This is a genomic window from Kribbella hippodromi, from assembly GCF_039531045.1.
In the GTDB taxonomy this organism is placed as follows: Bacteria; Actinomycetota; Actinomycetes; order Propionibacteriales; family Kribbellaceae; genus Kribbella; species Kribbella hippodromi.
In genome coordinates this window covers 113,029-138,838 of sequence record NZ_BAAAPH010000010.1, presented here as the reverse complement: position 1 = coordinate 138,838, position 25,810 = coordinate 113,029, and the positions used below count along the sequence as shown (strand labels likewise).

Sequence of the window (25,810 nt, the reverse complement as noted above, 5' to 3'; positions counted from 1 at the left end):
CGCGCGGCGGTCGAGTAGGGTAGCCCGGCTGCGACCATCGGGTACTCGGAGGGGAACGACCCGAAGTGAGCATTACTACGCCCAGATCCGCGCCCACGCACGGACCCCGCCGCTGGCTGGGGCTGCTGCTGGCGGTCGCGCTGGTCTCGGGCGGAGTGGTCTACACCGTTGAAGACCGCCAGCAGGACGCCCGGACCGCCACCGCGACGCCCACCCCGGCCCCCGCCACCACCTCGAAGCCGTCGCGACTCGCCACCGCGATCGCCGCCCGCCGGGTCGCCATCGACACGATCCTGATCCGGCGCGCGCAGGCCGTCCAGAACGGCGACGAGGCGATGTTCCTGGCGGATGTGGACCCGGCCAACAAGAAGCTCCGCGCCGCGCAGAAGATCCTGTTCGCCAACCTGATGGAGATCGGCTTCACCGAGCTCGGCTACAGCCAGGCCGAAGAACGGTTCAATCCGGCGATCCTCAAGGCGCACGGGCGGACGACGTACCTGGTCCGGATCTTGATGCGCTACCAGATTCCGAAGGTCGATCACGTGCCGGTGACGACCGAGCTCGGGTACACGTTCGTCGCCCGCGGCGGCCAGTGGCTGCTGACGGCCGACAACGAACTCGACACCGACCTCGGACCGGGCGCGCATCGCGAGGCCTGGGATCTGGGCCGGATCGAGGTGCAGCGCGGGCCACGGGTGCTGGTCGTGGTCGAGAAGGGCGACACCAAGCGCGGCCGGGCGATCGTCGCCGCGGCGAAGCAGGGGATCGCGGAAGTCGCGGCGTACTGGCCGCGGAAGTGGACCGGGTCGGTGTTCGTGATCGCACTCGACGAAACCGACGTACGGGACGCGCGGTTCGCCGACGAGGACATCGAGTCGGCGGCCAGTACCGGATCGACGTTCTCGTCGCTGCCCGGTCAGGACACCGCCGACGGAACCGTTGCCGGGGGCTACATTGTGGTCAACCCGAACGAGCGGGACCGCGTCGACGAGATTCTTCTCTCACACGAGATCACCCATGTCGCGACCGCGGACCTCGGCGGGTACGAGCCGTTGTGGCTGGCCGAAGGCGCCGCGGAGTATGTGTCCTGGCGCGGGATCGAGGCGCTGAGCGGGGCGACCGGAGTCGGCAAGTGGGAGCAGGAGGTGATCGACGACGCGCTGCCGCAGCTGACCGCGCTGCCGACCGACGCCGGCTTCTACCAGAACTCGGCCGATGTGTACGGCGTCAGCTGGATCGCCGTCCGGTACCTGGTCCGGCGGCTCGGTCTTGCCAAGGTTGAGGAACTGTACGAGGACCTGGCCCGCAACGGTACCGACCAGGCCGCGCGCGACCGGATCCTGCAGGATCACACCGGCCTGACCGAGGCGACACTTTGGAACGGGCTCGCAACATACCAGCCGCAACGCTGAGTGGTGAATTGACCCCCCACTGTTAGAGAGTGCACTCTCGAATGGTTCCGTCCATGCCTTTGATCGGGCACAGTCGAGGAGGCGCAGATGAGTCTTGTCCGGAAGAAGACGATCGAGCAATCGATCGCCGACACCGACGAGCCGGAGTACCAGCTCAAGAAACGCCTCACCGCGATCGACCTCACGGTCTTCGGTATCGGCGTCATCATCGGTGCCGGCATCTTCACCCTGACCGGTAAGGCAGCCGCGCAGTACGCCGGTCCGAGTATCGCGCTGTCGTTCGTCCTGGCCGCGATCTGCTGTGGTCTGGCCGCGTTGTGCTACGCCGAGTTCTCGTCGACGGTTCCGGTGTCCGGATCGGCGTACACGTTCTCGTACTTCTCCCTCGGTGAGATCTTCGCCTGGATCATCGGCTGGGACCTGTTGCTGGAGCTGATGCTCGGCGCGAGCGTGGTGGCGCAGGGCTGGTCCGAGTACGCCGCGCTGTTCCTGAACCAGATCGGCCTCGGCTGGCCGTCGTCGATCGGCCCGGGCAGCAGCGTGAACATCCTCGCGATGCTGCTGGTGCTCGTGCTGGGCACGCTTGCGACGATCGGCATCAAGGAATCGCTGCGCGTCAACCTGGTCCTGGTCGCGATCAAGCTCTTCGTGGTGCTGTTCGTGATCGTCGCCGGCCTGTTCTACATCAAGGGTTCGAACCTGTCGCCGTTCGTCCCGGCGAGTGTTCCGTCGCCGGGCGGCAAGGTGGAGCTGACCACGCCGCTGATCCAGGCAGTGCTCGGGTTCACGCCGTCCACGTTCGGTGTCGCCGGCCTGGTGTCCGGCGCCGCGCTGGTGTTCTTCGCGTTCATCGGGTTCGACGTGGTCGCGACGACCGCCGAAGAGGCCAAGAACCCGCAGCGCGACCTGCCCCGCGGCATCATCGGTTCGCTGGTCATCTGCACGGTGCTGTACGTGCTGGTCTGCATCGTGATCACGGGCATGGTGAAGTACAACGAGATCGATCCGAAGGCGGCCCTCGCGGAAGCGTTCAAGTCGGTCGGCAAGGGCGGGTTCGCGACGTTGATCTCGGCCGGTGCGGTCGCCGGTCTGACCACCGTCGTGCTGACGCTGATGATCGGTGCCGCGCGGGTCGTGTTCGCGATGAGCCGTGACCACCTGCTGCCGCGGCAGCTCGGCAAGACGCACCCGAAGTGGGGTACGCCGTACCGCCTGACGATCTCGATCGGCATCGTGGTGGCGATCGTGGCGGGCGTGACGCCGATCGGCAAGCTCGAGGAAATGGTGAACATCGGCACGCTGGCCGCGTTCACGCTGGTCTCGATCGCGGTGCCGCTGCTGCGCAAGAGCCGGCCGGACATCAAGCGTTCGTTCACGGTGCCGCTGAACCCGGTGATCCCGATCATCGCGGCGCTGATCTGCGTGTACCTGATGGTGAACCTGTCGCTGGAGACCTGGATCCGCTTCCTGATCTGGATGGCGCTCGGCTTCGCGATCTACTTCCTGTACGGCCACAAGAAGAGCCGGGTCGGTCTGGAAGAGAAGACCGGCGAGGTACAGAAGGCCTGAGGTTCAGCTCCTCGAATGGTCGGCTGACGCTAGGATCAGCCGACCATTCGAGGGGATCACCAATGAAACACCCGAAACGCCTGTACGCGGGCGTTGCCGCGCTGGCCCTTGCCGCGTCGGCCGCTGTTGTCGCTGTCCGGGAGCGGCCTGGTGATGCGCCAGCTGGCAGTACCGCCGCTGCTGTGGAAGCGCCGCCCGATCAGGACGCGACGCGTACGCGGGGACTCGATGCGGTACTTGCTCGTCGGGCCGCGGCGGTTCTGAAAGGTGACCTGAAGGGGTTCCTGGCTCCGGTCGACGCGAAACAGACCGCACTGGTGGCGCGGCAGCGGTTGTTGTTCGTGAATCTCCGGACGTTCGGGTTCGCGTCGTTGAAGTACTTCACGGCCGATGCGTTGGGGCCGGTGCCCGGGCTGGTCGCGAAGTACGGTCCGACGACGTACTCGACCCGGGTGATGATGCGGTACCAGCTGAAGGGGCTCGATCCCAGCCCGGTGCAGACCGACCTCGGGTACACGTTCGTGCAACGGCGCGGGGCGTGGGTGCTGGTCGACGACACGGCGACCGATGATTACCTGAGCCGCGACGGGCATCGGCAGCCGTGGGATTACGAGCCGGTCGCGGTGGTACGGCGCGGAACGGTCGTCGTGGTCGTGGACAAGCGCGAAGCCGCCCTCGGTACGAAAGTGGCGCAGGTCGCGCAGAAGGCCGTGAAGTCCGTACAGAAACACTGGAAACGCCCGTGGAACGGCGCTGTCCTGGTCGTCGCGATGCCTGACGTGCAAGTGCTGTCGACCTTGTGGACCACCGGTACGGGCGAAGGCTGGACGATTGCGGCAAAGGCCGTGACGCTCTACGACGGCGAACAGATCGGAAAGCCGGCCGGCCGCCCGATCGGCAGCCGCATCGTGGTCAATCCAGCCCTGCGCAAGAAGCTCGACAAGGACCTGCTGGTCCACGAAATGACCCACGTCGCGACCGCCACGCTAGGTCAGTCCGCTCCGATCTGGCTGGTCGAGGGGTTGGCCGAGTACGTCCGCTGCCGCTCGATCGAAGACGATCCGCATTGGACAGTCGACCCGTACCGCAAACGCGTCCGCACCGCGTACCTGCCGGTGCTCAAGTCCCTCCCGACCAACGCCACCTTCCAGTCCGACCCGAACCTCGCGTACGGCACCAGCTGGTGGATCGTCGAATACCTGGCCAACCACCTGGGCGAAAAGAAACTCGCCACCCTCTACACAACAATGTCCCAAAAGGGCGACCCAGCCCTGAAAACCGCCGGCCTAACCCCAGCCGAACTCGTGAAAGCCACCAAGTCCTTCAAGGGCTGACTGCTGGGGGACGGAGCGGGCTTCCGGCTCTGCACCGCCCCCCAGCGGTATTAGGGGAGGGTGGCTACGCCCTTGGGGAGGAAGCGGGTGCCGTTGGTTTTCTCGGCCAGGCCGGTCCGGTCCAGGTACGGGGTGATGCCGCCCAGGTGGAAGGGCCAGCCGGCGCCGAGGAGGAGGCAGAGGTCGATGTCCTGCGGCTCGGCGACCACGCCCTCCTCTAGCATGATGTGGATCTCCTCGGCCAAAGCGGTGAGCACTCGGGTGCGGAGGTCGTCGGGGGTCGAGGGGGAGTCGCCGACCGTGACCAGCGCCTCGACCTCGGGGTCGACGACCGGCTTGCCGTCGGGCCAGAGGTAGAACGAAGTCTTGCCTGCGGCAACTACCTTCGCCAGGTTCTCCGACACGGCGAAACGGTCCGGGTACGCGCGGTTCATCGTCTCCGCGACGTGCAGTGCGACCGGCAGGCCGACCAGCTGGAGGAGTACGAACGGCGGCATCGGCAGACCGAGCGCCGACAGCGCCTTGTCCGCCACCGGGATCGGCGTACCTTCGTCCACCGCCGCGCTGACCTCACCGAGGAAGCGCGTCAGCAACCGGTTCACCACGAACGCCGGCGCGTCCTTCACGAGTACGCACGACTTCTTCAGCGTCTTGCCGACCGCGAAGGCAGTCCCCAGCGTCGCGTCGTCGGTACGGTCCGCGCGGATGATCTCCAGCAGCGGCAGCACCGCGACCGGGTTGAAGAAGTGGAACCCGACCACCCGCTCCGGGTGCTCCAGGTCCGCGGCCATCTCGGTCACCGACAACGACGACGTGTTGGTCGCGAGCACCGCGTCCGGCCGGATGATCTTCTCCAGGTCGGCGAAGATCGTCTTCTTCAGCTGCAGTTCCTCGAAGACGGCCTCGATCACGAAATCGGCGTCCGCGAACGCGCCCTTGTCGACCGAGCCGGTGACCAGCGCCTTCAGCTGGTTCGCCTTGTCCGGACGCAGCCGGCCCTTGCCGAGCAGCTTGTCGATCTCGCCGTGCACGTACCCGACGCCGCGGTCGACCCGCTCCTGATCAAGATCCGTCAGTACGACCGGCACCTCGAGCCGCCGCGCGAACAGCAGCGCCAACTGCCCGGCCATCAGCCCCGCGCCGACGACCCCGACCTTCGTCACGGGCCGCGCCAGCGACTTGTCCGGCGCACCGGCCGGCCGCTTGGCCCGCTTGTTCACCAGGTCGAACGCGTACAGCCCGCTGCGCAGCTCCTCGCTCATGATCAGATCGGCGAGCGCCTCGTCCTCGGCCGCGAACCCGCGGTCGCGGTCGTTGTCCTTCGCCGCCGCGATCAGTTCCAGCGCCTTGTACGGGGCCGGCGCCGCGCCACTCACCTTGAGATCGGCGAACGCCTTGCCCCGCGCAACGGCCGCGTCCCACGCCTCGCCACGATCGATCTCGGGCCGCTCGACGACGACCGCGCCGGTCAGCACCTTCGATGCCCAGAGCAACGACTGCTCCAGGAAGTCGGCCGAGTCCAGCAGTACGTCGCCGATGCCCAGCTTGACCGCGTCCGGTCCGCTGAGCATCTTGTTCTGGTTCAGCGCGTTCTCGACGACGACCTTCACGGCGTTGTCGGCGCCGATCAGGTTCGGCAGCAGGAAGTTGCCGCCCCAGCCCGGGATCAGCCCGAGGAAGACCTCCGGCGTCGACAGCATCCCGGCCGCGGCCGACACGGTCCGGTACGTTGCGTGCAGCGCGACCTCGAGCCCACCGCCGAGCGCGACCCCGTTCACGAACGCGAACGACGGCTTGCCGCCGTCCACGAGCTTGCGCATCACGCCGTGCCCGATCTTGCCGAGCGCCAGCGCCTGGTCCCGATCGGTCAGTTTGGGTACGCCGGTCAGGTCCGCGCCCGCGGCCAGGATGAACGGCTTCCCGGTGACACCGATCGCGACGATCTCTTCGCGGGCCAGCGCGGCATCCAGCGCCGCGTTCAACGAGCCCAGGCCCTTCGGACCGAACGTGTTCGGCTTGGTGTGGTCGTGCCCGTTGTCGAGCGTGATCAGCGCCATCACGCCGGCCTTGCCCGGCAGCACGACGTCACGGGAGTGAGCAACGGTGACGACCTCATCGGTCGACAAGGCAGAAGCGCTGTCGATCAGTTCCTGCAGACTCACTTGGACTCCTCGCTACGCTCGAACCCCAAGTGAGCCTGGGGACTGCTCTGCTTTTGGTTCGCTTCGCTCACGCCTGCCCCTCCCAGTTCGGGTTCTCCCAGATGACAGTTCCGCCCATGCCGAGGCCGACGCACATGGTGGTGAGGCCGTACCGGACCTCGGGGCGCTGCTCGAACTGCTTGGCCAGCTGGTTCATCAACCGGACCCCGGACGACGCCAGCGGATGCCCGTACGCGATCGCGCCACCGTACGGGTTGACTCGTGGATCGTCGTCGGCGATGCCGTAGTGCTCCAGGAACGCCAGCACCTGCACCGCGAACGCCTCGTTCACCTCAAAGGCCTGGATGTCGTCGATCGTCAGGCCGGCCAGCTTCAGCGCCTTCTCGGTCGCGGGAATCGGCCCGACCCCCATCACCTCGGGTTCCACGCCGGCGAACCCGTACGACACGAGCTTCATCTTCGGCGTCAGCCCGAGCTCTTCCGCGGCCTCGGCCGAGGTGAGTACACACGCGGTCGCGCCGTCGTTGATCCCGGCCGAGTTGCCCGCCGTCACCCGCCCGTGCGGACGGAACGGCGTCTTCAAACCAGCCAGATCCTCGACCGTCGTGCCCGGCCGCATCGGCTCATCGGTGCTCGCATACCCCCAGCCCTGCTCGGCGGACCGGGTCGCGACCGGTACCAGGTCCGGCTGGATCAGGTCGTTCGCGTACGCCTTGGCCGCCTTTTCCTGGGAGGCCGCCGCGTACGCGTCCGCGCGCTGCTTCGTGATCCCGGGGAACCGGTCGTGCAGGTTCTCCGCGGTCGAACCCATCACCAGGGCGGACGTGTCGACCAGCTTCTCGGCGATGATCCGCGGGTTCGGGTCGACGCCCTCGCCCATCGGGTGCCGGCCCATGTGCTCGACCCCGCCGGCCACCACTACGTCGTACGCACCGAATGCGATGCCGGCGGCGGTGGTGGTGACGGCGGTCATCGCACCGGCGCACATCCGGTCGATCGCGTACCCGGGGGTGGTCTGCGGCAGGCCGGCCAGCAAAGCGGCGGTCCGGCCGATGGTCAGGCCCTGGTCGCCGATCTGGGTGGTGGCCGCGATCGCGACCTCGTCCACGCGCTCCGGGGGCAGTTCCGGGTTCCGCCGCAGCAGCTCCCGGATGCACTTGATCACCAGGTCGTCGGCGCGGGTCTCGGCGTACTGGCCCTTGGCCTTGCCGAACGGGGTGCGCACGCCGTCGACGAAGACGACGTCGCGGATCTCACGGGGCACGAGGCCCTCCTCTGGGGTTCGGGAATTCCAGCCTTAGGCTACCCGTCGGTAACAGGACGGCCAAGGGACGCGCCGCTGTGCGGCTGCTCACAGGGGATCCGGGTCACCCGTGGCGCCGGTCGCCGAATGGGCGCATGCTGGTGACAAGGTCCGCGTCACAGGAGTTGTTCCATGAACAATGTCGATCTGTCCGTGCCGGTACTGAGCCGGGGGAAGCACCGCAATCCGCGCAAGGGCGCCTGCTTCATGGAGTTCGCGTCGTACCTGGCGGGCGAGCCGTGGTCGGATCACCCAGCCTGTGCTCATCCACTGCTCGCGGGCGTCGCGCGTGACGTCAACGACTGCACGACCGACTCCGGCCGGTCCCGGCTGGCGCCGCTGATCCCGTCGGTGATCGGCCTGACGCCGGACGACCCGCATGTCGTACCGCGGGTGACCGCGCGCACCATCCGGCACGCGTTGCCGATCGTGTCGCAGGAGCGCCAGTACATCCTGGCCGTGGCCCTGCTGGTGGGGGAGAAGCAACTCGCGCTGGTGGAGGGCCGGCCGCTGGACGACATCCAGCCGGAGTCGCTGGCCGCGCTCGAGTCGGTGCCCGCGGCGACCAAGTGGGCGCGCTCGTTCACCCACCGGGCCCGCCGCGCCACTCCCGACTTCGCCCGCCGGACCGCGCCGCGGGCGGTTTCGTGCGCTGTCGAGGGCATCTCGCAGGCCTGCGTACCGAACCCGGACGACCGGTTGTACCAGTTGCTGGTCGACGCCATCGAGGAAACGAAGTCCTGGATGCCCGCACCCGCGCCCCGAACGGTCACCACAGAGGCCGTACGCTTCACGGTGTGACTCTGGAGATCGATACCGGCACAGGTTTCATACCAGTCCACGAGTGGGGAGCCGCTGACAGCGATGCGCCCGGAATCCTGCTGCTGCAGGAGATTTTCGGCGTCTCCGGCTACATCAAGCAACGCGCGGCCGACTTGCACGCGCTCGGGTACTACGTGATCGCGCCGGAGATCTACTGGCGGCTCGACGACACCGAGCTGGACGAGTCCTCTCCGGAGCTGCTGCCGCGCGCGATGGGCATCATGCACCGGCTGGACTGGGACCAGGCGGTACGAGACGCGGTCGCGTCGCTGGAGTACTTGCGGGCGCGCGGGAAGCGCACCGGGGTGGTCGGGTTCTGCTTCGGCGGCGGACTCGGGTACAACGTGGCCGCTGTGTCGTCGCCCGATGTGCTGGTGAGCTACTACGGCTCCGCGCTGCCGCGACTGCTCGAACTCAAACCGCGCGCAACCACGCTGCATCACTTCGGCAACTCCGACGCGTACCTGGACGTCGACGCGATCGTGCCCGCCCTGAACGGTGCCGAGGTGCATCGGTACGAGGGCGCGGGGCATGCGTTCGACAACCCGTTGCCGATGTTCCATCACCCGGAGGCGTCAGCGCTCGCCTGGCGCCGTACCGAAGAGTTTCTCGCCCGTCATCTCCCTATCTCCGAAGGATGAGCATGAGCCTGTACGACATTCCGTTGACCACCTTGTCCGGTGCCGCCACGTCGCTGGGGGAGTACAAGGGCAAGGCGGTGCTGGTGGTGAACGTGGCGTCGAAGTGTGGGCTGACGCCGCAGTACGAGGGCCTGGAGAACCTGCAGAAGAAGTACGAGTCCCGCGGCTTCACGGTCCTCGGCGCGCCGTGCAACCAGTTCGGCGGCCAGGAGCCGGGTTCGGCCGAGGAGATCGAGACGTTCTGCTCGACCACGTACGGCGTCACCTTCCCGATGCTGGACAAGCTCGAGGTCAACGGCGACACCCGCCACCCCCTCTACGCCGAGCTCACCCAAACCCCCGATGCCGAGGGCGAAGCCGGCGACATCCAGTGGAACTTCGAAAAGTTCCTGATCACCCCCGAAGGCACCGTCGCCGCGCGCTTCCGCCCGCGCACCGAGCCGGAGTCGGACGAGGTCGTCACCGCGATCGAGGCGCAGCTCCCCAAGAGCTGAACCCCGTTCCCCGCCACGTCGAAGCGTGGCGGGGATTCTTTTGCGCGCCATTGCAACAACTCTTTCGAAAGAGTACTTTCGATGCATGCCGACGCCGCATCGAAGTCTGAGTGACCCGCGTGAGTTGAACGCCCTGGCGCATCCGGTCCGGATGGCGATTGTCGAGATCCTGTCGCTCGACGGACCGCTGACCGCGACCGAGCTGGCCGAGCGGCTGGACGAAACGCCCGCGAACTGCTCGTGGCACCTGCGGAAGCTGGCCCAGCACGGGTTCGTCGTGGAGGCCGAGGGTGGGAAGGGCCGGCAGCGGCCGTGGCGGGTGCCCGGGCTGGGGTTTCGCTGGGACGAGGAGCACACCTCCCCGTCCCTCGAGGAGCGGCGCGCGGCGCAGGCCCTGTCAGACGTCGTGATGGGCCGGGCGATCGATCGGTTGCGGGAGTCGCAGCAGCGCGCGCCGGAGGACTCCGACGAGTGGCGAGCGGCGCGGGGCAACGTCGAGATGGTCGCTTGGCTGACCGCGGACGAGCTCAAGGAAATGAACGAGGCGATCAACACCGTCTTGGATCGGCACGTGGAGCGGCTCACTGATCCGGCGCAGCGGCCGGCTGGCGCGCGGCTGTGCGAGTTCGTCGCGTGGGGCGTACCGGCGTACTTTCCGGGGGTCGGGCCGTCATGAGGAAACTGTTCGCGCAGCCGGGCTTCCCGCGCTTGTTCGGTGGTCTGAGTACGTCGATGCTGGGCGACTCGGTGATGCTGCTGGTGCTGAGCATGTGGGTGAAGACGCTCACCGGCTCGAACGCGATGGCCGGCCTGACGTTCTTCTTCATGGTGCTCCCGGCCCTCGGTGCGCCGCTGTTCGGTCTCTGGGTGGACCGCTTGCCGCGCAAGGCGATCCTGGTCTGGGGCAACTTCGCCAGCGCGATCGCGGTGCTCCCGCTGGTGCTCGTACGAGATGCGGGCGACGTCTGGCTGATCTGGGTGGTCGCCTTCCTGTACGGGGTGTCGTTCGTCGTACTGCCCGCGGCCGTGAACGGGCTGCTCAAGGACCTGCTGCCGGATGACCTGCTGGTCGACGCGAACTCCAGCCTGGCCACGATCAAGGAGGGCTACCGCTTGTTCGGCCCGCTGGTCGGCGCGGCGATCTTCGCGACCGCGGGCGGCTGGCTCGTAGCGGTGGTCGACGCGGCCACGTTCACGATCGCCGGGCTGCTGATCGCGACCATCAAGGTCACCGAGGCACCGGCCCCGGAGCGGCACAGCTTCCGCGACGACGTGCTAGGCGGCGTACGGTTCCTGGCCGGCGACCGGGTGCTTCGGCACGTACTCACCGGGATGGCGATCTCGATCCTCGTCATCGGGTTCTTCGAGTCGTCGATCTACGCGCTGATGGATGCCTTCGGCAAGCCGCCGACGTACTCGGGCGTCTTCGTCACCTGTCAGGGCGTCGGCGCGATCCTCGGCGGGCTGACGGCCAGCCGCGCCGTACGCCGGTTCGGTGAGATCGTCGTCTGTGCGGCCGGTCTGACCGCACTCGCCGCCGCGACCGTTGTCTGCATCGTCGCGCCGACGATGACCGTGGTCCTGGTCGGCGCGGCCATCTGCGGCGTCGGGTTGCCGTGGACGTTCGTCGCCTTCACGACGCTGATGCAGCGCCGTTCACCGCGGCACCTGATCGGCCGGGTGTCGACCGCGGTCGATGTGCTCATCTCCACCCCGCAGGCGATCTCACTGGCCCTCGGCAGCCTCCTGGTCGGCCTGCTCAGCTACCGCCAGATCTTCGCGATCATCGCAACAGTCATCCTGCTCGGCGTACTCCAGATCCTCTTCACCCTCCGCACCCACATCCGCCAGAACCTGACCCCCACCGACAAGCAGCCGGACCGCAGCTATGTCTAGTCGAGGGACGCGGCTTCGGAGGTCATGGCGTCGGTGAGGACCTCGGCAGTGAGGCCGATTTGCCAGGGGCGGGCGTGGTGGTCGCGGAGGAAGGCTGTGACCACCTCCAGGTTCACCTCGGCGGGAGGGGACCAGGCCAGGCGGCGGATGGTGTCCGGGGCCAGCAGGTTCTCGGTCGGGAGGCGGTGGGCCTCGGCGATCTCGGCGACGGCTGCACGGGCGGCCGACAGGCGGGCGGCGGCGTCGGGGTCGCGGTCGGCCCAGGCCCGGGCCGGCGGCGGGCCGTCGTACCGCGGGCCTTGCTTGGGGAGTTGTGATTCGGGCAGCCGGCGCGCGTGGTCGACCGCCTCCCACCACGTACGCATGTGGCGATGCGCGCCGCGACCTTTGAACGCCGTCAGGCGCTGCAGCGTGTCCCGGTCGACCGGCATCGCGGACGCGGCCTCGACGATCGCGGCATCAGGCAGAATCCGGCCGGGGGAGATGTCCGCGGACTCGGCGATCTGGTCCCGCGCCTCCCACAGGGCACGGACGACGGCCAGGCTGCGGCGGTTGCGGACGCGGTGCATCCCGGACGTCCGCCGCCACGGATCCGGCTTCGGCTCGCGTGGTGGCGCGTCCAGGATCGCGGCGAATTCCTGTTCGGCCCACTCCCATTTGCCTTCGCGGCGGAGCTCCTGCTCGATCGCGTTCCGCAGCTCGATCAGCATCTCGACGTCGAGCGCCGCGTACACCAGCCAGGGTGCCGGCAGCGGCCGGGTCGACCAGTCGGCGGCGGAGTGCTCCTTGCGCATCCGGTACCCGAGGACCTCGCTCACCAGCGAGGCGAGCCCGACCTTCGGGTACCCGAGCAGCCGCCCGGCGAGCTCGGTGTCGAACACCTCCCGCGGCACCATCCCGACCTCGGCCAGGCAGGCCAGGTCCTGGTTCGCGGCGTGGATGATCCATTCGGTGTCGACGATGGCGTCACCGAGCGCGGACAAGTCGCCGAACGGAATCGGGTCGACCAGCGCGGAGCCCGAGCCCTCACGGCGCAGTTGCACCAGGTACGCACGGTGTGAATAGCGGTAGCCGGAAGCGCGTTCGGCGTCGACGGCGACCGGGCCGCTGCCGGACCGGAACGCCTCGACCGTGTCTTCGAGCGCGGGATCGCTGTCGACGACCTCCGAGAGCCCGTCCCTGAGCTCCAGCAGGGGCAGGTTCGCGATCGGGTCGTCCGCCGTGGACGGCTGGGGGTCGGCTGAGCTCATCGGCCCCGCTGTCCGCGCCGGGTCGGCATCGCGACCACCCCCGGCGGAACCGGCGGCAGCCCGGCCGCCGTGCAGAGCACCTCGCCCCAGGCCTCGGCGTGCCTGGTCACGTCGACCACGCCACCGGGGCCGGGCACGGGACTCCAGGACGCGCGGATCTCGATCTCCGCGGTCGCGTCGTCGTCGGCCATCCCGCCGAAGCTCTCCGATACCACTCTGGTCACGGTACCGCTCGGTGCCAGGTAGTCGGCGCCGCGGTCGGCCAGCGCCTCCATCAGCCAGGTCCAGCCCACGCCGCCGAGCAGCGCGTCGGTCACCATCTCCGGTTCGACGGCGGCACGCACGTACGCGACACAGCGGAAGGTCGACTGCCAGGCGTCGTTCCCCGCGGGATCGTAGAGGACGACCAGCCGGCCGGTGGCGACATCGTCACCGTCGACCGTCACGTCCGCGCTGACCGCGGCCGCGTGCGGTGCTATCCGCTGCGGCGCGGGCATCTCCTCGACGAAAACCTCGGGCCGGAACCGGGCACCTCGTAACTGCGAGACTGCCTCGGCGAACTCCGCGGGTGGCGCGTCGACCTGCTTGCGGGCACCCATATCGGCAGCCTACGACTGATTACGCACCGACGCTGGCGACGACGCGCCGGTAACACCCCGCGACCGTGCCGTGAGCGGGTCTGGGGCCGCGTGGGATCATCGCTGTGTGCCTTCGACGTTACCGCTCGCCGACCGTTCCGCCTACCTGCTGGCCGCGCGGGGTGAGCGGCCGCCGTACACGCCGGTGTGGTTCATGCGCCAGGCGGGCCGGGCGCTGCCCGAGTACCGCAAGGTGCGGGAGGGGATCTCGATGCTCGAGTCCCTCACCCGGCCCGAGCTCGTCGTCGAGATAACGCTGCAGCCGGTCCGCCGTTACGGCGTCGACGCGGCGATCTTCTACTCCGACATCGTCGCCCCGCTGAAGTCGGCCGGATTCGACATCGACATCAAGCACGGCGTCGGCCCGGTGGTGGCGGAGCCGATCCGGGACGCGGAGGGGGTCGGAAGGATCCGGCCGGTCACTCCGGCGGACGTGCCGTACACCACCGAGTCGGTGCAGCAGCTCGTCAAGGAGCTGGGGGGTACGCCCCTGATCGGCTTCGCGGGAGCCCCCTTCACAGTCGCGTCGTACTTGGTCGAGGGCGGCCCGAGCAAGGACTTCGCCAAGACCAAAGCGATGATGCACGGCAACCCGAAGCTATGGCATGCGCTGGCGGACCGGCTGGCCGACGTCGCGATCGCGTATCTGGCGGTGCAGGTCGAGGCAGGCGCGTCGGCGATCCAGCTGTTCGACTCGTGGGCCGGCGGATTGTCACCGCGTGACTACGAACGGTTCGTACTACCGCACTCGGCGAAGGTCCTGGACGCGATGAAGGCGTACGAGGTGCCGCGGGTGCACTTCGGCGTGAACACCGGTGAGTTGCTCGGCCTGATGAGTGCGGCCGGCGCGGATGTGGTCGGTGTCGACTGGCGCGTTCCGCTGGACGAGGCCGTACGCCGCGTCACCGCCGCCGGGGGCGCGCCCAAGCCGGTCCAGGGCAACCTCGACCCTGCGCTGCTGTTCGCGGGCTGGGACGCGATCGAGCCAGAGCTGGATCGCATCCTCGAAGAGGGCAAGGCGGCGCCCGGTCACATCTTCAACCTCGGCCACGGCGTCCCGCCGAACGCCGACCCGGAGGTGCTGGCCCGCGTGGTGAAGTACGTCCAGTCGAAGTCGGCGGAGCGTACTGAGTGATCCGGCTGCCGGATCACCCGGTCACCCTGGAGCTGCTGACGCCCGAGCACGCCGACGCGGTCCTCGCCTTCGAGCAGGAGAACCGGGCGTACTTCGCGTCCTGGATCACGGACCGTGGCGACGACTACTTCGCCACCTTCGCGACCCGGCACGCGGCGCTGCTCGCCGAGCAGGCGGCCGGCGTCTGCCGCTTCCATGTACTGGTCGACGACTCCGGTGCCGTGGCCGGCCGGGTGAACCTGGTCGACATCGAGAACGGCGCGGCCGAGCTCGGGTACCGGATCGCGGAGAAGTGGACCGGCCAGGGGCTGGCGTCCGAAGCGGTCCGTGCGCTGATCGGCATCGCCGCGACCGAGTACGGGCTGACCGCCCTGTGGGCCGGTGCCTCGAATCACAACGGCGCTTCGCAGGCGGTGCTGACCCGGGCGGGGTTCCGGCCGGTCGCGTCCACCCACACCAGCCTCGGGCCGGGTACGAAGTACGAACTGATCTTGGAGGACGTGTGAGCCGGGTAGTGGTGATCGGCGGCGGGATCAGCGGCCTGGCCGCCGCGCACGCGCTGGCGACGGGACCGAACCCGCCGCAGATCACCGTCCTCGAAGGTTCACCGCGACTCGGCGGGAAGCTGGCCGGCGGCGAGGTCGCGGGCGTACCGGTCGACCTGGGCGCCGAGTCGGTGCTGGCCCGGCGGCCCGAGGCGGTCGAGCTGATCCGTGCGCTCGGGCTCGGCGACCAGATCGAGCACCCGGCGACGACCTCGGCGGGATTGTGGGTCGGCGATCGCATCCGCGCGATCCCGCCGACCGTGATGGGCGTCCCGGTCGACCCCGCCGCGACCACGGACGTACTTGGGACCGATGCGGCGGAGCAGGTCGCGCACGAAGCCGAGCTGCCCGCGCCGGCGCTGACCGAGGACGTAGCGATTGGCCGGTTCGTCGCCGAGCGGATGGGCGCGTCCGTGACCGACAAGCTGATCGACCCACTGCTCGGCGGTGTGTACGCGGGCAAGGCCGACGAGATCTCCCTCGCGGCCGCGGTGCCCGATCTGTACGCGAAACTGCGCACTGCCCCGAGCCTGCTCGCCGCCACCGCCGAGCTGCGTGAACTAGGCCAAAAACGCGCCGGCCAGCCGGTGTTCGCGGGCGTTGTCGGCGGCGTGAACCGCATCATCAGCGCGCTGGAACAGGACCTGACCGCCCGTGGCGTCGAGATCCGCCGCAAGCTCGCGGTCCGCCGGATCACCCGGGACGCCGACGGCTACGTACTGGAAGCAGGTCCGGTGCCCGCGCCGACCTACCTGTCAGCGGATGCGGTCATCGTCGCCGTACCGGCGGCCCCCGCGGCGCGGATGCTGACCGAGCTGGTGCCGGCCGCGTCGACCGAGCTGGCGACGATCGAGTACGCGAGTATGGCGATCGTCACGCTGGCGGTACGGAAGAGCGACTGGCCCGAAAGCGCGACCGGCTCCGGGTTCCTGGTGCCGTCCGTCGAAGGGCGCACGATCAAGGCGTCGACGTACTCACACGCGAAGTGGGCCTGGTCGTCCGAGGCCGGGGGAGACCTGGCCGTACTGCGTACGTCGGTCGGCCGGCTCGGCGAGGAGTATGTGCTGCAACGCCCCGACGAAGAGCTGATCGCGCTAGCTGTGTCTGATCTGAAGCAGGCGATTGGCCTGGACACCCCCGTGATCGGATCCTTGGTGACGCGCTGGGGCGGTGGCCTGCCGCAGTACGCGGTCGGGCATCTGGACCGGGTCGATCGAGTCGAGACCGCGGTTGCCGGCGTACCCGGCCTCGCGGTCTGTGGAGCGGCGTACCGAGGGGTCGGAATCGCCGCGTGTGTCGCCTCCGGTGGCCGGGCGGCCACCCGGGTGCGGGCGCACCTGGAGGCATTGGAGACAATGAAGTCGTGACTGGTAAGCCGAAAGCACGCGAGCTCAACAACGTCATCCGGTACACGCTGTGGTCGGTGTTCAAGGTCGAGACACCGATCGGTGACGCGGACCGGGACGAGCTGACCGCCGAGCTGAACGACCTGGTCGGGAAGCTGGCTGCCGAGGACGTGGTGATCCGCGGCATCTACGACGTCGAGGGGTTCCGCGCCGACGCCGACTTCATGATCTGGTGGCACGCGCCGACCTCGGATGCGCTGCAGCAGGCCTATCACCAGCTGCGCCGCTCGCGGCTCGGCCGGCACCTGGTCCCGGTCTGGTCGCAGTTCGCGCTGCACCGGCCGGCCGAGTTCAACAAGAGCCACATCCCGGCGTTCCTGGCCGATGAGGAGCCGCGGGCGTATGTCTGCGTGTACCCGTTCGTCCGCTCGTACGAGTGGTACTTGCTGCCGGACGAGGAGCGCCGGTTCATGCTCGCCGAGCACGGTCAGCAGGCGCGTACGTACCCGGATGTCCGCGCGAACACGGTCGCGTCCTTCGCGCTCGGCGACTACGAGTGGATGCTCGCCTTCGAGGCGGACGAGCTGCACCGGATGGTCGACCTGATGCGTGACCTCCGGGCGTCGACGGCGCGCCGGCACGTCCGCGAGGAGACGCCGTTCTACACCGGCAAGCGCACCGGCGTCGCCGACCTGATCGCCAACCTGGTCTGACCGGGGCGGTGGGGGGAAAGAGTGCGGCACAGATGACCCGTAAGGCGTTCCCGGTGTTGTACGTCAGCGACGTACGCCGGTCCGTCGCGTTCTACACCTTGCTCGGCTATGAGTCGACGTACCAGTTCCCGCTCGAGGGCGACCCGCACTACGTCGGGCTCGAACGGGGCGACTCGTCGCTGGGCATCGCGGTCGCCGACTGGCCGGAGGCACAGCTCGGCATCACCGTCGGCACCGGCCCGCGGTTCGAGCTGTTCGTGTACGTCGATGATGTCGACGCCGAGGTGGAGCGCTTCCGGGCGGCCGGCCACCCGGTACTGCAGGAGCCGGCCACCATGCCGTGGGGCGAACGCCAGGGCTACCTGGCCGACCCGGAGGGCAACCCGGTCGCGCTCGCCACTCCGGTCTGAGAGTTAAGTACCGGGCTTCTGCAGCAGGTAGTCCTCGGCGCGCATCGACGTCGGCGGCTTCACGTCGATCGGGATCAGCTCCCGCAGGTCCCGCTCGGTCAGGCTGTCGGGGTTGCGCGTCGACAATCGGGTGGCCTGGTTGGAGATCGCTTCCTCGAGGATGTTCCGGATGAACCGGCCGTTGCCGAAGTTGTGCCCACGCGGCGCCGGCGGGATCACGCTGCGGACCTTGTCCAGCACTTCCTCGCCGTAGATCATGCCCTTCTGCCGGGCCTGCAGCTCGAAGATCGCGACCAGCTGATCGGTGTCGTACTCGCTGAACGACAGCAGCTTCGGGAACCGGGACTGCAGACCGGTGTTGGACTCCATGAACCGCTGCATCTCGCGGTGGTACCCGGCGACGATCACGATGCAGTCGTTGCGGTGGTCCTCCATCAGCTTCAGGATCGTCGCGACCGCTTCCAGGCCGTAGTCGCCCGGGGTGTTCTCGGGCACCAGCGTGTACGCCTCGTCGACGAACAGCACGCCGCCGAGCGCCTCGCGGAACTTGCCGGCCGTCATCGGGGCGGTCGTACCGACGCTGGACCCGACCAGGTCGGAGCGGTCGACCTCGATCACGTGGCCCTTCTCGAGGACGCCGAGCTGGTGGTAGATCCGGCTGAGCAGTCGCGCGATCGTGGTCTTCGCGGTACCGGGCTTGCCGACGAAGACCATGTGCCGGGCGCGTTCATGGCTGGGCAGGCCCAGTTCCGTACGCCGCAGGTTGGTCTTCACCTCGGCCACCATCCGGCGAACCGCGTCCTTGACCGACTCCAGGCCGATCAGCGAGTCGAGCTCCGCGAGCGGGTTGTCGCTGAAGTCGACCGGCGCGGGCAGCGGCTCGTCGAGCTCGCCACCGCTCGCCCCGGAACCGGGCGAGGTGTTGTCGGGGACGTTGTTCCAGGCGTCCGACAGCGAGGTCGACTGGTCCGCGGCGGCAGCGGTCTCCATACTCCAGCGTTCCCGGTCCAGGACGCGGAAGAGCGATGTCAGGTCCGGCACCTCCGGCTCCGGCCAGGCGCCTTTGTTGAGTACGCCGGCCAGGTGGATCGACACCCGGGTCGCGGCGGCGCCCCACGTACGCGCCAGGTCCGCCTGGTCGTGCCGGATCGCGCGAGACAGCCACTGGTGTACGTGACCGAACCAGGTCTGCGCGTTGAACGTCCGGTGGAGGTCGCTGAGGGCCTTCTCGACGTCCTGGGTCGCGCTGCCGAGGATCGTCGCGACCGACTGCGGAATGCCGCGCAGCCGGGTGGCGAGGATCAGCTCGGCCATCAGCTGAGCGAAGTCGCCCGCGTACTCGTCCGGGGTGGTCATCAGCAGCCGGGCGTGCGCGTCGCGGATCCCGTTCAGCGAGTACCGCAGCGCGGCGGTCGGGCCGGCGAGCTCCGGGAGTACGGCGCGCTCACTGTCCTTCAGGGCGTCGTTGCGCCAGTAGCTGACGATCTCGTCGTACTCGCCGGTCATGTGCAAGTGGGCGCTCTGCCGGTCGGTCAGCGCGCGGTCGAAGGCAGCTGCCAGCGCCGTGGCGCGGGCGGCCATCGGCGGGGCGTCGACGAACAGGCTGACGACGTCCCGGGACAACTGCAGCGCCTGCTTGCGGCCGGCCTCGCGGAAGCCGCGGGCGCCGGCGATCGCCTGCAGGTGCCAGTCGGTCGGAGCGGTGTAGATGACGTGGCCGGCTCCGCCCAGCCGCGACGAGGAACGGTGGAAATCGTGGGTCAGCTGGGACGAAATGTCCGCGTAGTCACCGTGCAGGACCGGAATCCAGCCGGTCAGCAGCGGCGCCACCTGATGGGTGAACCAGACCGCCGCCGGGGTGCCCTTGACGAAATCCGGGAACGCGTCCGAGCGCAACGGCCGGAGCGAGTGCGGATCGTCCGCCCAGCCCTGCAACCGGGCCCGGACGCCCGCGATCCACTCCGCCGGCACCTCCCACGGCTCCGCCGCCGCCAGTACATCCAGAACCCGCGGTCTACGGATGTCGTCAGCCACCAAAATCCCTTCCGAGGAGCCACCAGCCGACCCAGTCTAGAACCAGACCGGGTGACCGGTGGTCTGGCTCAGGCCGGGGCCAGGGTGAGGCTGATGCTGTTGATGCAGTAGCGGAGGTCGGTGGGGGTTTGGTAGCCCTCGCCCTCGAAGACGTGGCCCAGGTGGGAGCCGCAGTTGGCGCAGCGGACCTCGACGCGCTTCATGCCGAGGGTGGAGTCCTCGATGTACTCGACCCGGTCCTCGGCGAGTGGCGCGAAGAACGACGGCCAGCCGCAGTGCGACTCGAACTTGGACTCGCTGCGGAACAGCTCCGCGTCACACGCCCGGCACTTGTACACGCCGACCGTCTTGGTGTCGGTGTACTCACCGGTGAACGCCCGCTCCGTACCGGCTTTGCGCAGCACCTGGAACTCGGCGGGGGACAGCTGCGCCTTCCACTCCGCGTCCGACTTCTGTACGGCGTACTGCTTGGTGGAATCTGTCACGTCTCAAGTATCGGTGCCCGGACAAGCCGAAGCACGTCCGGGCCCCACGCCGTAACCGTCCCGTCAGGTCAGGTCAGGTCAGGTCAGATCACCGCACCCAGGACGGCAACGGGATCAGTTTCACCACCTGCGGGTCGTGGTCGGAGATCTGGTCCGGGAACTCCGCGTTCATGTGCACCACGTCGTACGAGGCGGCCAGGCGCAGGTTCTGCGAGATCAGGATCTGGTCCAGGATCTGGCTGTTGCCCTCGAACACGTAGCTGTACCGCTCCGGCAGCGGCAAGGTCCGCGGCAGGTCCACCAGCGCGGTCTTGCCCGATCCGACCAGGATGTCCGCGGTCTGCGACCAGTCGAAGTCGTTCAGGTCACCGAGGACGACGACGTTCGCGCCCTTGTCCTTGGCGAGGATCTGGTCCACGAACCCGCGGACCGCGGCGGCCTGCTGGTGCCGCTTCGGCGCGCTGGACTGCACCGGCGGCTGGAACCGGCCCCAGAGCGGGTCGTCGCCGCCCTTCGAGCTGAAGTGGTTGACCACCACGAACACCGTCTGGCCGTGCCACTTGAACTCGCCCGCGAGCGGCACCCGGGTGGCGGCCCAGCCCGGGTTGGCCGGGTCGACGCGGCCCGGCGACGCGCTCAGGTGCGGCCGGCCGGCCCGGTCGGTGGTGATCGTGGTCGCGACCGTCGAGCCGCCGCCCGGGGTGTCGACGAACTTCACCGGCTTGTCGGTCCGGTACATGAACGCGACCCGGATGTTGCCGCCCGGCTCGCCACCCTCGGCGTTGTTCACCGGGTCGATCTGCCGCCACGCGTACTGCGGCCCGCCCGCCTTCACGATCGCGGCGGCCAGCAGGTTCAGGGTCTTGTCGGCAGCGGTGGTGCCGGAGTTGATCGCGCCGTCGTTGTCCTGCACTTCCTCGAGGCCGAGGATGTCCGGCGCGGCCAGGTTGCGGACGACGACCTGCGCGAGCCCGTCGAACTTGGCGTCACCGTCGTTCGGGTCCAGGTTCTCCACGTTGAACGTGGCCACCGACAGCTGCGCCGGCGACGAGGCCTTGGTGACCTCGCGCTTCAGCCCGCCGTCGATCACCGCCGGCGTCGCGGTCGGCAGGAACTTGTAGTTGCCGAACGAGTAGTCGAGTACGCCCGTCACCACGCCGGCCAGCTTGTCGCCGGTCTTCGCGTCGGGCATCGGCGCCAGTACGTCGTCCAGCATGACCCGCTCGGGGTTGCTGTCGGTCTTCTGCAAGAGGATTCCGCCGCGGACCGTACGTACGCCCGAACCGGCCGGGACCACCGGGATCTCCCGGAACGAACTGGTCGGACCGGTGACCTCGGGCTCGTTGATGCCGAGCCGCATGCCCTCGAGCGACTCCCAGAAGTCCAGACCGTCGTTGGCCGGGTCGAAGGCGGTGCTGGTCTTCTCGACGTCACCGGTCGAGTCGTCGTCGATGACGGTCGAGGGCGGCACCCGCCCGCCCGGGCCGACGATCGTCGCAGCGGGCACGGCGGCCGTACCCGTCACGGTGATCTTCGGGTTGGTCAGCTCGGTCGTGGTCAGGTTCGTCGTCCCGCCGGAGCCGCCGGGGCGGAACTCGGCGACCGTGCCCTCGATGTTCAGCGCGTCGCCGACCGAAACCGTCGGCGCGGAGCTGGTGAAGACGAACAGACCCTCGCTGGTGGCCGGGTTGTCGTCCGGCTGGGTGTCCTGGAACCAGAACCCGCTGCCGCTCTTCGCGGTCACCACGCCGGTGACGTTGCTGACCCGCTTGCCCTCCAGCGGCGAGCGGTGCGCGGCGCCCTGGATGTCGTGGATCTTCGCGTCCACCGGCGGCTCGGCCGGTCCGCCGGTCAGAGTGCCCGGCGACGGATTGCCGGCGACGAAGTCCGCGCTGTTGTTGTCGGTGTCCTGCTTCGGGTTCGAGCGGGCGGCCGAGGTCGTGTTCGACAGGCCGGGCGCGGGCGCGGTCTCGGAGTCGTTCGCCGTACCGAAGCCGACGTAGTCACGGACGGCGGGGTCGGCGTGGCAGGTGGAACCGCAGGCGAGGGCGGTCTGGTTGGTGACCAGCGCGACCTTGCCGGCGGTGGCGGACATCGGGATCGTGCCGGTCACGTTCGGCGCCGGCATCGGCTGGCCGTTGGCGCCGCCCGCCTCCTGGACGAGGTACGTGGCGCCGGGCGCGATGCTGCCGGCCAGCTTCGTCACCTGCCACGACGCACCGGCCGCGGACGCGTACTGGATCGACCAGCCGCTGACGTCGACCGGGGCGGAGCTGTTGTTGGTCAGCTCAACGAAGTCGTTGGTGTACGGCGCGCCGCTGTTGCCGCCACCGCCGTACACCTCCGTGATGACCACATCGGCCGAAGTGGCCTGCGCGGGCGCGGCGGCGATCGCCACCGCGAGCCCGGAGGCGAAGAGACTGGTCGTGACCGCGAGGGCGCCCAGGCGGCGCCGCGGTCGGTTCAGGGCAGACATGGCCCGGATTCTCACACCAGCATGTGGTCCTTCCAAGGTCCAGCACATGAACACCCGGCTGCGCCTCGCAAAGGCACGGGTGATCCTTCGCACAGCTCGCCCCTGCCACTGCCGGCTTATGTGACCGCCGGCCTGTTGTAACGCGCCAGCGGTCACACAACCCGTCATCCGGAGGTCAGTTCACCGCGACGGCGGTCCAGGCGGCCGCGACGGCGGCGCGCTCGGGGCTGGTCGCGCCGTACAGGTCGGTGGCCGCGTTGAGAGTCGCGGTCCGGGCCTGGGCGTACGTGGTGCCGCTGGTCATGTACGTGGTCAGCGCCCGGTACCAGATCTTGCCGAGCTTGTCGTGACCGATGCCCGTGAGGGTCGAACCGTCACACGTCGGCGAGTTGTGCGGAAGACCGCCGATCGTCTTCGCGCCGGTGCCTTCGGCGAGCAGGTACGCGAAGTGGTTCGCGATACCGGACGAGTAATGCACGTCCAGGTTGCCGACGCTCGAGGTGTAGCAGTCCGGCGAGTTGCCGTCCTTGCTCGGCTTGTCCATGAAGCGCAGCGCCGGGCGGTCCTTCATGATCTTCTCGCCGATGTAGTAGTCACCCGGGTCGGACGCGTTGTTCGCGGAGAACTCGACCAGGGTGCCGAAGATGTCGCTGGTCGCCTCGTTCAGGCCGCCGGACTCACCGGAGTACGTGAGGTTCGCGGTGTGCTCGGTGACGCCGTGGGACATCTCGTGGCCGGCCACGTCGAGCGAGACCAACGGACCGGCGGCGACGTTGTCACCGTCTCCGTACGTCATCTGCTTGCCGTCCCAGAACGCGTTCACGTAGTTCGTGCCGTAGTGCACCCGGCTCGGTACGCCCTTGCCGTCGCCGAAGATGCCGTTCCGGCCGTGCACGTTCTTGTAGTAGTCGAACGTGGTCTCGGCGCCGTAGTGCGCGTCGACGGCGGCAGTAGCGCGGTCGGCGTTGGTACCCGTACCCCAGTGGTTGTCCGCGTCGACGAACCTGGTCGGCGTCGGGCAGCCGAGCTGGAACAGCTGGCAGAGGATCGAGTCGGTCTTGTTGTTCGCGTCGGCGGTGAAGCCGTTGCCGCGGGTCGCGTCGGTCAGCGTGAAGCCGCCGGTCGCCGTACTGGTCTCCAGCGGGACAGTGCCGGAGTACAGGCTCTTGCCATCGCCGGTGGCCGTTTCGATGTGCTGCTCGCTGACCAGCTTCGCACCGGTCAGGGCGTCGATCGTGGTGGTGATCCGGCTCGGCGTACCGTCCTTCTGGGTGCCGGCGGTGGTGACCAGGTAGGCCAGTCGCGGGGCGCCCTTGCGGGCCTCGATCACCAGACTCGGTTTGCCCTGCGCGGTCAGGCCTTTCGTGAGGGCCGTCGCGGTCGCGGTCGCGACGCTCACCTTGGGCGTACGGCCGACGTTCGCGCTCCTGGTCAATGTCAGGCTGGCGCTCTTGAACGCGCCGTCCTTGGCCTGGTGCACGACGACGTCGCCGCCGAGTACGGGCAGGCCGTCGATGGTGCGGTCCATCCGGACGTGGCTCGCGCCGTCGCCGTCGACGATCACGTCCTTGACCACGAACGCGTCGGCCGTGGTGGCCCGCAACGCGGTCAGGTTGTTGCTGATGGCGGCCCTCGCGTCGGCGACGGCCGCGGCTGGGGAGGGCTTCGCCGACGCGGAACCGGTGGGGGCACCGCTTGCGGTGGTTGCGCTGGTCAGTCCGAGGGCGGTAGTGGTCACCACTGCGGTGGCAGCGGCGAACAGGGCGGATCTGTTCATCCTCGCGCTCCTTGTCAGGTGTCCCGGGGGCCTCACGCCCCAGGAACGAGGTGCTGGAACGTTACCGCCCGGTCACCTACCGTGGCCAGAGGTGAAGAAAATTTGCCCTTTCGGCCGCGGCCGGGCTGCCCGGAGCCGAAGTGCCCGGGTTCGCCGGCCCATTTGCCTGCCGGTTGCCGGCCCGATTGTCGGCCTGTTTGTCGGCCTGTTGTCGGCCCGGGGAGATACCGTCTCGGCATGGCGAAGAGCACAGCCTTGATGGTCCCCGTCGGCGAGCGCGAAGTCCGGGTCACCAGCCCGGACCGGGTCGTGTACGAGGCGACCGACTGGGCGCCGGCGGTTACCAAGCAGCAGGTCTGCGAGTACTTCATCGCCGTCGGCCCGGCGTTCATGCACGCGTCTGGCGACCGTCCGGTCGCGCTGGAGCGCTGGCCCGGTGGCTGGCGCGAGGGGATGACCTTGTCGGTCGACTCGATCGGCCGCCAGACCGGCGACGGGTTCTACTCCAAGCGCCTGCCCAAAGGCGCGCCGGACTGGCTGGAGACCTGCCGCGTACTCACCCCGAACGGCCGCCCGATCGACGAGCTGTGCCTGACCGAGCTCGGTGCCGCGGTGTGGGCGGCGCAGATGGGCACGCTGACCTTTCACCCGTGGGCAGTGCGCAAGACCGACCTCGACCGGCCGGACGAGCTCCGCATCGACCTCGACCCACAACCCGGCGCGACCTTCACCGACGCGCGACAGGTGGCTGGTGTCGCCAAGGAGTTGCTCGAAGAGCTGGGCCTGCGCGGGTACCCGAAGACCAGCGGGAACCGGGGAATTCACATCTACGTACGCATCCAGCCGGAGTGGAGCTTCGACCAGGTACGGCATGCGGCGATCGGTCTCGGCCGGGAGCTGGAGCGGCGCGACGACCGGGTGACGACTGCCTGGTGGAAGGAACAACGCGGCGACGCGCAGATCTTCCTGGACTTCAACCAGAACCTCCGCGACCGGACCGTGGCCGGCGCCTGGTCACTACGCCCGCGTCCCGGAGCACCGGTCAGTACGCCGATGAGCTGGGCGCGTCTCGCGGAGGTGGACGACCCGCGGAAGTTCAACCTGCACACGGTTCCGGAGTACCTGTCAGACGGTGATCCGTGGGCGGACATGGACGACACGGCGTACTCCATCGACGCACTGCTCCGGTTGTGGGAGGAACTGCCGGGCGGCGAGCTGAACTTCCCGCCGGACTACCCGAAGATGCCCGGCGAACCGCCCCGCGTGCAGCCGAGCAAGAAGGTCGCCGAGCACTGGGACGAGCAGGGCAACCGGATCGAGACCTGACACTTCCCGGAGGTGTCTCGTCGTAGTGGTGTCAGCGAAAAA

The 25,810-nt window shown here is 68.7% G+C and carries 22 protein-coding genes; 14 read left to right on the top strand and 8 right to left on the bottom strand.

Annotation, left to right across the window (positions count from 1 at the left end; translation table 11 throughout):
• Positions 1-65 precede the first annotated feature (65 nt).
• From ABD260_RS17425 to ABD260_RS17415, 3 genes are all read left to right on the top strand, one after another.
• Positions 66-1,412 carry a hypothetical protein gene (locus ABD260_RS17425; protein ID WP_344234621.1) on the top strand — a complete coding sequence of 449 codons (1,347 nt, stop codon included), beginning with the start codon at positions 66-68 and terminating at the stop codon, positions 1,410-1,412.
• A gap of 87 nt (positions 1,413-1,499) precedes the next feature.
• Positions 1,500-2,981, top strand: coding sequence for an amino acid permease (locus ABD260_RS17420; RefSeq protein WP_344234620.1), 1,482 nt, complete (start codon positions 1,500-1,502; stop codon positions 2,979-2,981).
• Positions 2,982-3,043: 62 nt separating this feature from the next.
• Positions 3,044-4,315 (top strand): peptidase MA family metallohydrolase, encoded by a 1,272-nt coding sequence (locus ABD260_RS17415; protein WP_344234619.1) that lies wholly within the window; start codon positions 3,044-3,046, stop codon positions 4,313-4,315.
• A 50-nt stretch (positions 4,316-4,365) separates the two neighbouring features.
• Here the strand turns inward: ABD260_RS17415 and ABD260_RS17410 are convergent, their stop codons facing one another.
• Together ABD260_RS17410 and ABD260_RS17405 are read right to left on the bottom strand one after the other, a co-directional pair.
• Positions 4,366-6,477 carry a 3-hydroxyacyl-CoA dehydrogenase NAD-binding domain-containing protein gene (locus tag ABD260_RS17410; protein ID WP_344234618.1) on the bottom strand — a complete coding sequence of 704 codons (2,112 nt, stop codon included), beginning with the start codon at positions 6,475-6,477 and terminating at the stop codon, positions 4,366-4,368.
• A 67-nt stretch (positions 6,478-6,544) separates the two neighbouring features.
• Complete coding sequence (locus ABD260_RS17405) at positions 6,545-7,741, bottom strand: thiolase family protein (protein ID WP_344234617.1); 1,197 nt, start codon at positions 7,739-7,741, stop codon at positions 6,545-6,547.
• A 171-nt stretch (positions 7,742-7,912) separates the two neighbouring features.
• Here ABD260_RS17405 and ABD260_RS17400 point away from each other — a divergent pair, with 171 nt between their 5' ends.
• The 5 genes from ABD260_RS17400 (at position 7,913) to ABD260_RS17380 (ending at position 11,633) form a co-directional block, all read left to right on the top strand.
• Entirely contained in the window at positions 7,913-8,581 is a 669-nt protein-coding gene (locus ABD260_RS17400; protein ID WP_344234616.1) for a hypothetical protein, read from the top strand.
• Positions 8,578-9,243, top strand: coding sequence for a dienelactone hydrolase family protein (locus ABD260_RS17395; protein WP_344234615.1), 666 nt, complete (start codon positions 8,578-8,580; stop codon positions 9,241-9,243). Before ABD260_RS17400 ends, ABD260_RS17395 begins: the two co-directional genes overlap by 4 nt.
• Before the next feature lie 2 nt (positions 9,244-9,245).
• Positions 9,246-9,737 (top strand): glutathione peroxidase, encoded by a 492-nt coding sequence (locus ABD260_RS17390; RefSeq protein ID WP_344234614.1) that lies wholly within the window; start codon positions 9,246-9,248, stop codon positions 9,735-9,737.
• 85 nt (positions 9,738-9,822) lie between these two features.
• Entirely contained in the window at positions 9,823-10,413 is a 591-nt protein-coding gene (locus tag ABD260_RS17385) for a winged helix-turn-helix domain-containing protein (RefSeq protein WP_344234613.1), read from the top strand.
• Positions 10,410-11,633: an MFS transporter gene (locus tag ABD260_RS17380; protein WP_344234612.1), complete on the top strand. Its 1,224-nt coding sequence runs from the start codon at positions 10,410-10,412 to the stop codon at positions 11,631-11,633. The genes ABD260_RS17385 and ABD260_RS17380 overlap by 4 nt, the downstream gene beginning before the upstream one ends.
• On the opposite strand, the gene ABD260_RS17375 is transcribed toward ABD260_RS17380, so the two are convergent.
• Complete coding sequence (locus ABD260_RS17375) at positions 11,630-12,883, bottom strand: HRDC domain-containing protein (protein ID WP_344234611.1); 1,254 nt, start codon at positions 12,881-12,883, stop codon at positions 11,630-11,632. The two genes, ABD260_RS17380 and ABD260_RS17375, sit on opposite strands and share 4 nt — an antisense overlap.
• Positions 12,880-13,482, bottom strand: coding sequence for a DUF3000 domain-containing protein (locus tag ABD260_RS17370; protein ID WP_344234610.1), 603 nt, complete (start codon positions 13,480-13,482; stop codon positions 12,880-12,882). The genes ABD260_RS17375 and ABD260_RS17370 overlap by 4 nt, the downstream gene beginning before the upstream one ends.
• Positions 13,483-13,588: 106 nt before the next feature.
• On the opposite strand from ABD260_RS17370, the gene hemE reads away from it, so the two are divergent.
• From hemE to ABD260_RS17345, 5 genes are read left to right on the top strand one after another with little or no spacing between them, the layout of a single operon-like run.
• The gene (gene hemE, locus ABD260_RS17365) at positions 13,589-14,656 is read left to right on the top strand and encodes a uroporphyrinogen decarboxylase (RefSeq protein WP_344234609.1); all 1,068 of its coding nucleotides are present in this window, start codon (positions 13,589-13,591) and stop codon (positions 14,654-14,656) included.
• On the top strand, positions 14,653-15,162 hold the full coding sequence (locus ABD260_RS17360) for a GNAT family N-acetyltransferase (protein ID WP_344234608.1): 510 nt from the start codon (positions 14,653-14,655) through the stop codon (positions 15,160-15,162). The genes hemE and ABD260_RS17360 overlap by 4 nt, the downstream gene beginning before the upstream one ends.
• Entirely contained in the window at positions 15,159-16,568 is a 1,410-nt protein-coding gene (hemG, locus tag ABD260_RS17355; protein WP_344234607.1) for a protoporphyrinogen oxidase, read from the top strand. Before ABD260_RS17360 ends, hemG begins: the two co-directional genes overlap by 4 nt.
• A complete protein-coding gene (gene hemQ, locus ABD260_RS17350; RefSeq protein WP_344234606.1) occupies positions 16,565-17,260 on the top strand; it encodes a hydrogen peroxide-dependent heme synthase in 696 nt (231 codons plus the stop codon). Before hemG ends, hemQ begins: the two co-directional genes overlap by 4 nt.
• A gap of 32 nt (positions 17,261-17,292) precedes the next feature.
• Complete coding sequence (locus ABD260_RS17345) at positions 17,293-17,670, top strand: VOC family protein (protein ID WP_344234605.1); 378 nt, start codon at positions 17,293-17,295, stop codon at positions 17,668-17,670.
• Positions 17,671-17,673: 3 nt separating this feature from the next.
• Here the strand turns inward: ABD260_RS17345 and ABD260_RS17340 are convergent, their stop codons facing one another.
• The 4 genes from ABD260_RS17340 to ABD260_RS17325 all read right to left on the bottom strand — a co-directional run bounded on the left by ABD260_RS17340 (position 17,674) and on the right by ABD260_RS17325 (position 24,442).
• Complete coding sequence (locus ABD260_RS17340; RefSeq protein ID WP_344234604.1) at positions 17,674-19,704, bottom strand: AAA family ATPase; 2,031 nt, start codon at positions 19,702-19,704, stop codon at positions 17,674-17,676.
• 68 nt (positions 19,705-19,772) lie between these two features.
• Entirely contained in the window at positions 19,773-20,189 is a 417-nt protein-coding gene (gene msrB / locus ABD260_RS17335; protein ID WP_344234603.1) for a peptide-methionine (R)-S-oxide reductase MsrB, read from the bottom strand.
• A gap of 88 nt (positions 20,190-20,277) precedes the next feature.
• Positions 20,278-22,665: a lamin tail domain-containing protein gene (locus ABD260_RS17330; RefSeq protein WP_344234602.1), complete on the bottom strand. Its 2,388-nt coding sequence runs from the start codon at positions 22,663-22,665 to the stop codon at positions 20,278-20,280.
• A gap of 175 nt (positions 22,666-22,840) precedes the next feature.
• Complete coding sequence (locus tag ABD260_RS17325) at positions 22,841-24,442, bottom strand: M4 family metallopeptidase (protein WP_344234601.1); 1,602 nt, start codon at positions 24,440-24,442, stop codon at positions 22,841-22,843.
• 237 nt (positions 24,443-24,679) lie between these two features.
• On the opposite strand from ABD260_RS17325, the gene ABD260_RS17320 reads away from it, so the two are divergent.
• Positions 24,680-25,768 (top strand): DNA polymerase domain-containing protein, encoded by a 1,089-nt coding sequence (locus ABD260_RS17320; protein WP_344234600.1) that lies wholly within the window; start codon positions 24,680-24,682, stop codon positions 25,766-25,768.
• Positions 25,769-25,810 lie beyond the last annotated feature (42 nt).

Excerpts from the sequence above, each read along its gene's own strand:
- ABD260_RS17420 (WP_344234620.1), top strand. The coding sequence starts at position 1,500 with ATGAGTCTTGTCCGGAAGAAGACGATCGAGCAATCGATCGCCGACACC.
- ABD260_RS17415 (WP_344234619.1), top strand. The coding sequence starts at position 3,044 with ATGAAACACCCGAAACGCCTGTACGCGGGCGTTGCCGCGCTGGCCCTT.
- ABD260_RS17400 (WP_344234616.1), top strand. The coding sequence starts at position 7,913 with ATGAACAATGTCGATCTGTCCGTGCCGGTACTGAGCCGGGGGAAGCAC.
- ABD260_RS17390 (WP_344234614.1), top strand. The coding sequence starts at position 9,246 with ATGAGCCTGTACGACATTCCGTTGACCACCTTGTCCGGTGCCGCCACG.
- ABD260_RS17385 (WP_344234613.1), top strand. The coding sequence starts at position 9,823 with ATGCCGACGCCGCATCGAAGTCTGAGTGACCCGCGTGAGTTGAACGCC.
- ABD260_RS17380 (WP_344234612.1), top strand. The coding sequence starts at position 10,410 with ATGAGGAAACTGTTCGCGCAGCCGGGCTTCCCGCGCTTGTTCGGTGGT.
- ABD260_RS17375 (WP_344234611.1), bottom strand. The coding sequence starts at position 12,883 with ATGAGCTCAGCCGACCCCCAGCCGTCCACGGCGGACGACCCGATCGCG.
- ABD260_RS17370 (WP_344234610.1), bottom strand. The coding sequence starts at position 13,482 with ATGGGTGCCCGCAAGCAGGTCGACGCGCCACCCGCGGAGTTCGCCGAG.
- ABD260_RS17345 (WP_344234605.1), top strand. The coding sequence starts at position 17,293 with ATGACCCGTAAGGCGTTCCCGGTGTTGTACGTCAGCGACGTACGCCGG.
- ABD260_RS17330 (WP_344234602.1), bottom strand. The coding sequence starts at position 22,665 with ATGTCTGCCCTGAACCGACCGCGGCGCCGCCTGGGCGCCCTCGCGGTC.
- ABD260_RS17325 (WP_344234601.1), bottom strand. The coding sequence starts at position 24,442 with ATGAACAGATCCGCCCTGTTCGCCGCTGCCACCGCAGTGGTGACCACT.
- ABD260_RS17320 (WP_344234600.1), top strand. The coding sequence starts at position 24,680 with ATGGCGAAGAGCACAGCCTTGATGGTCCCCGTCGGCGAGCGCGAAGTC.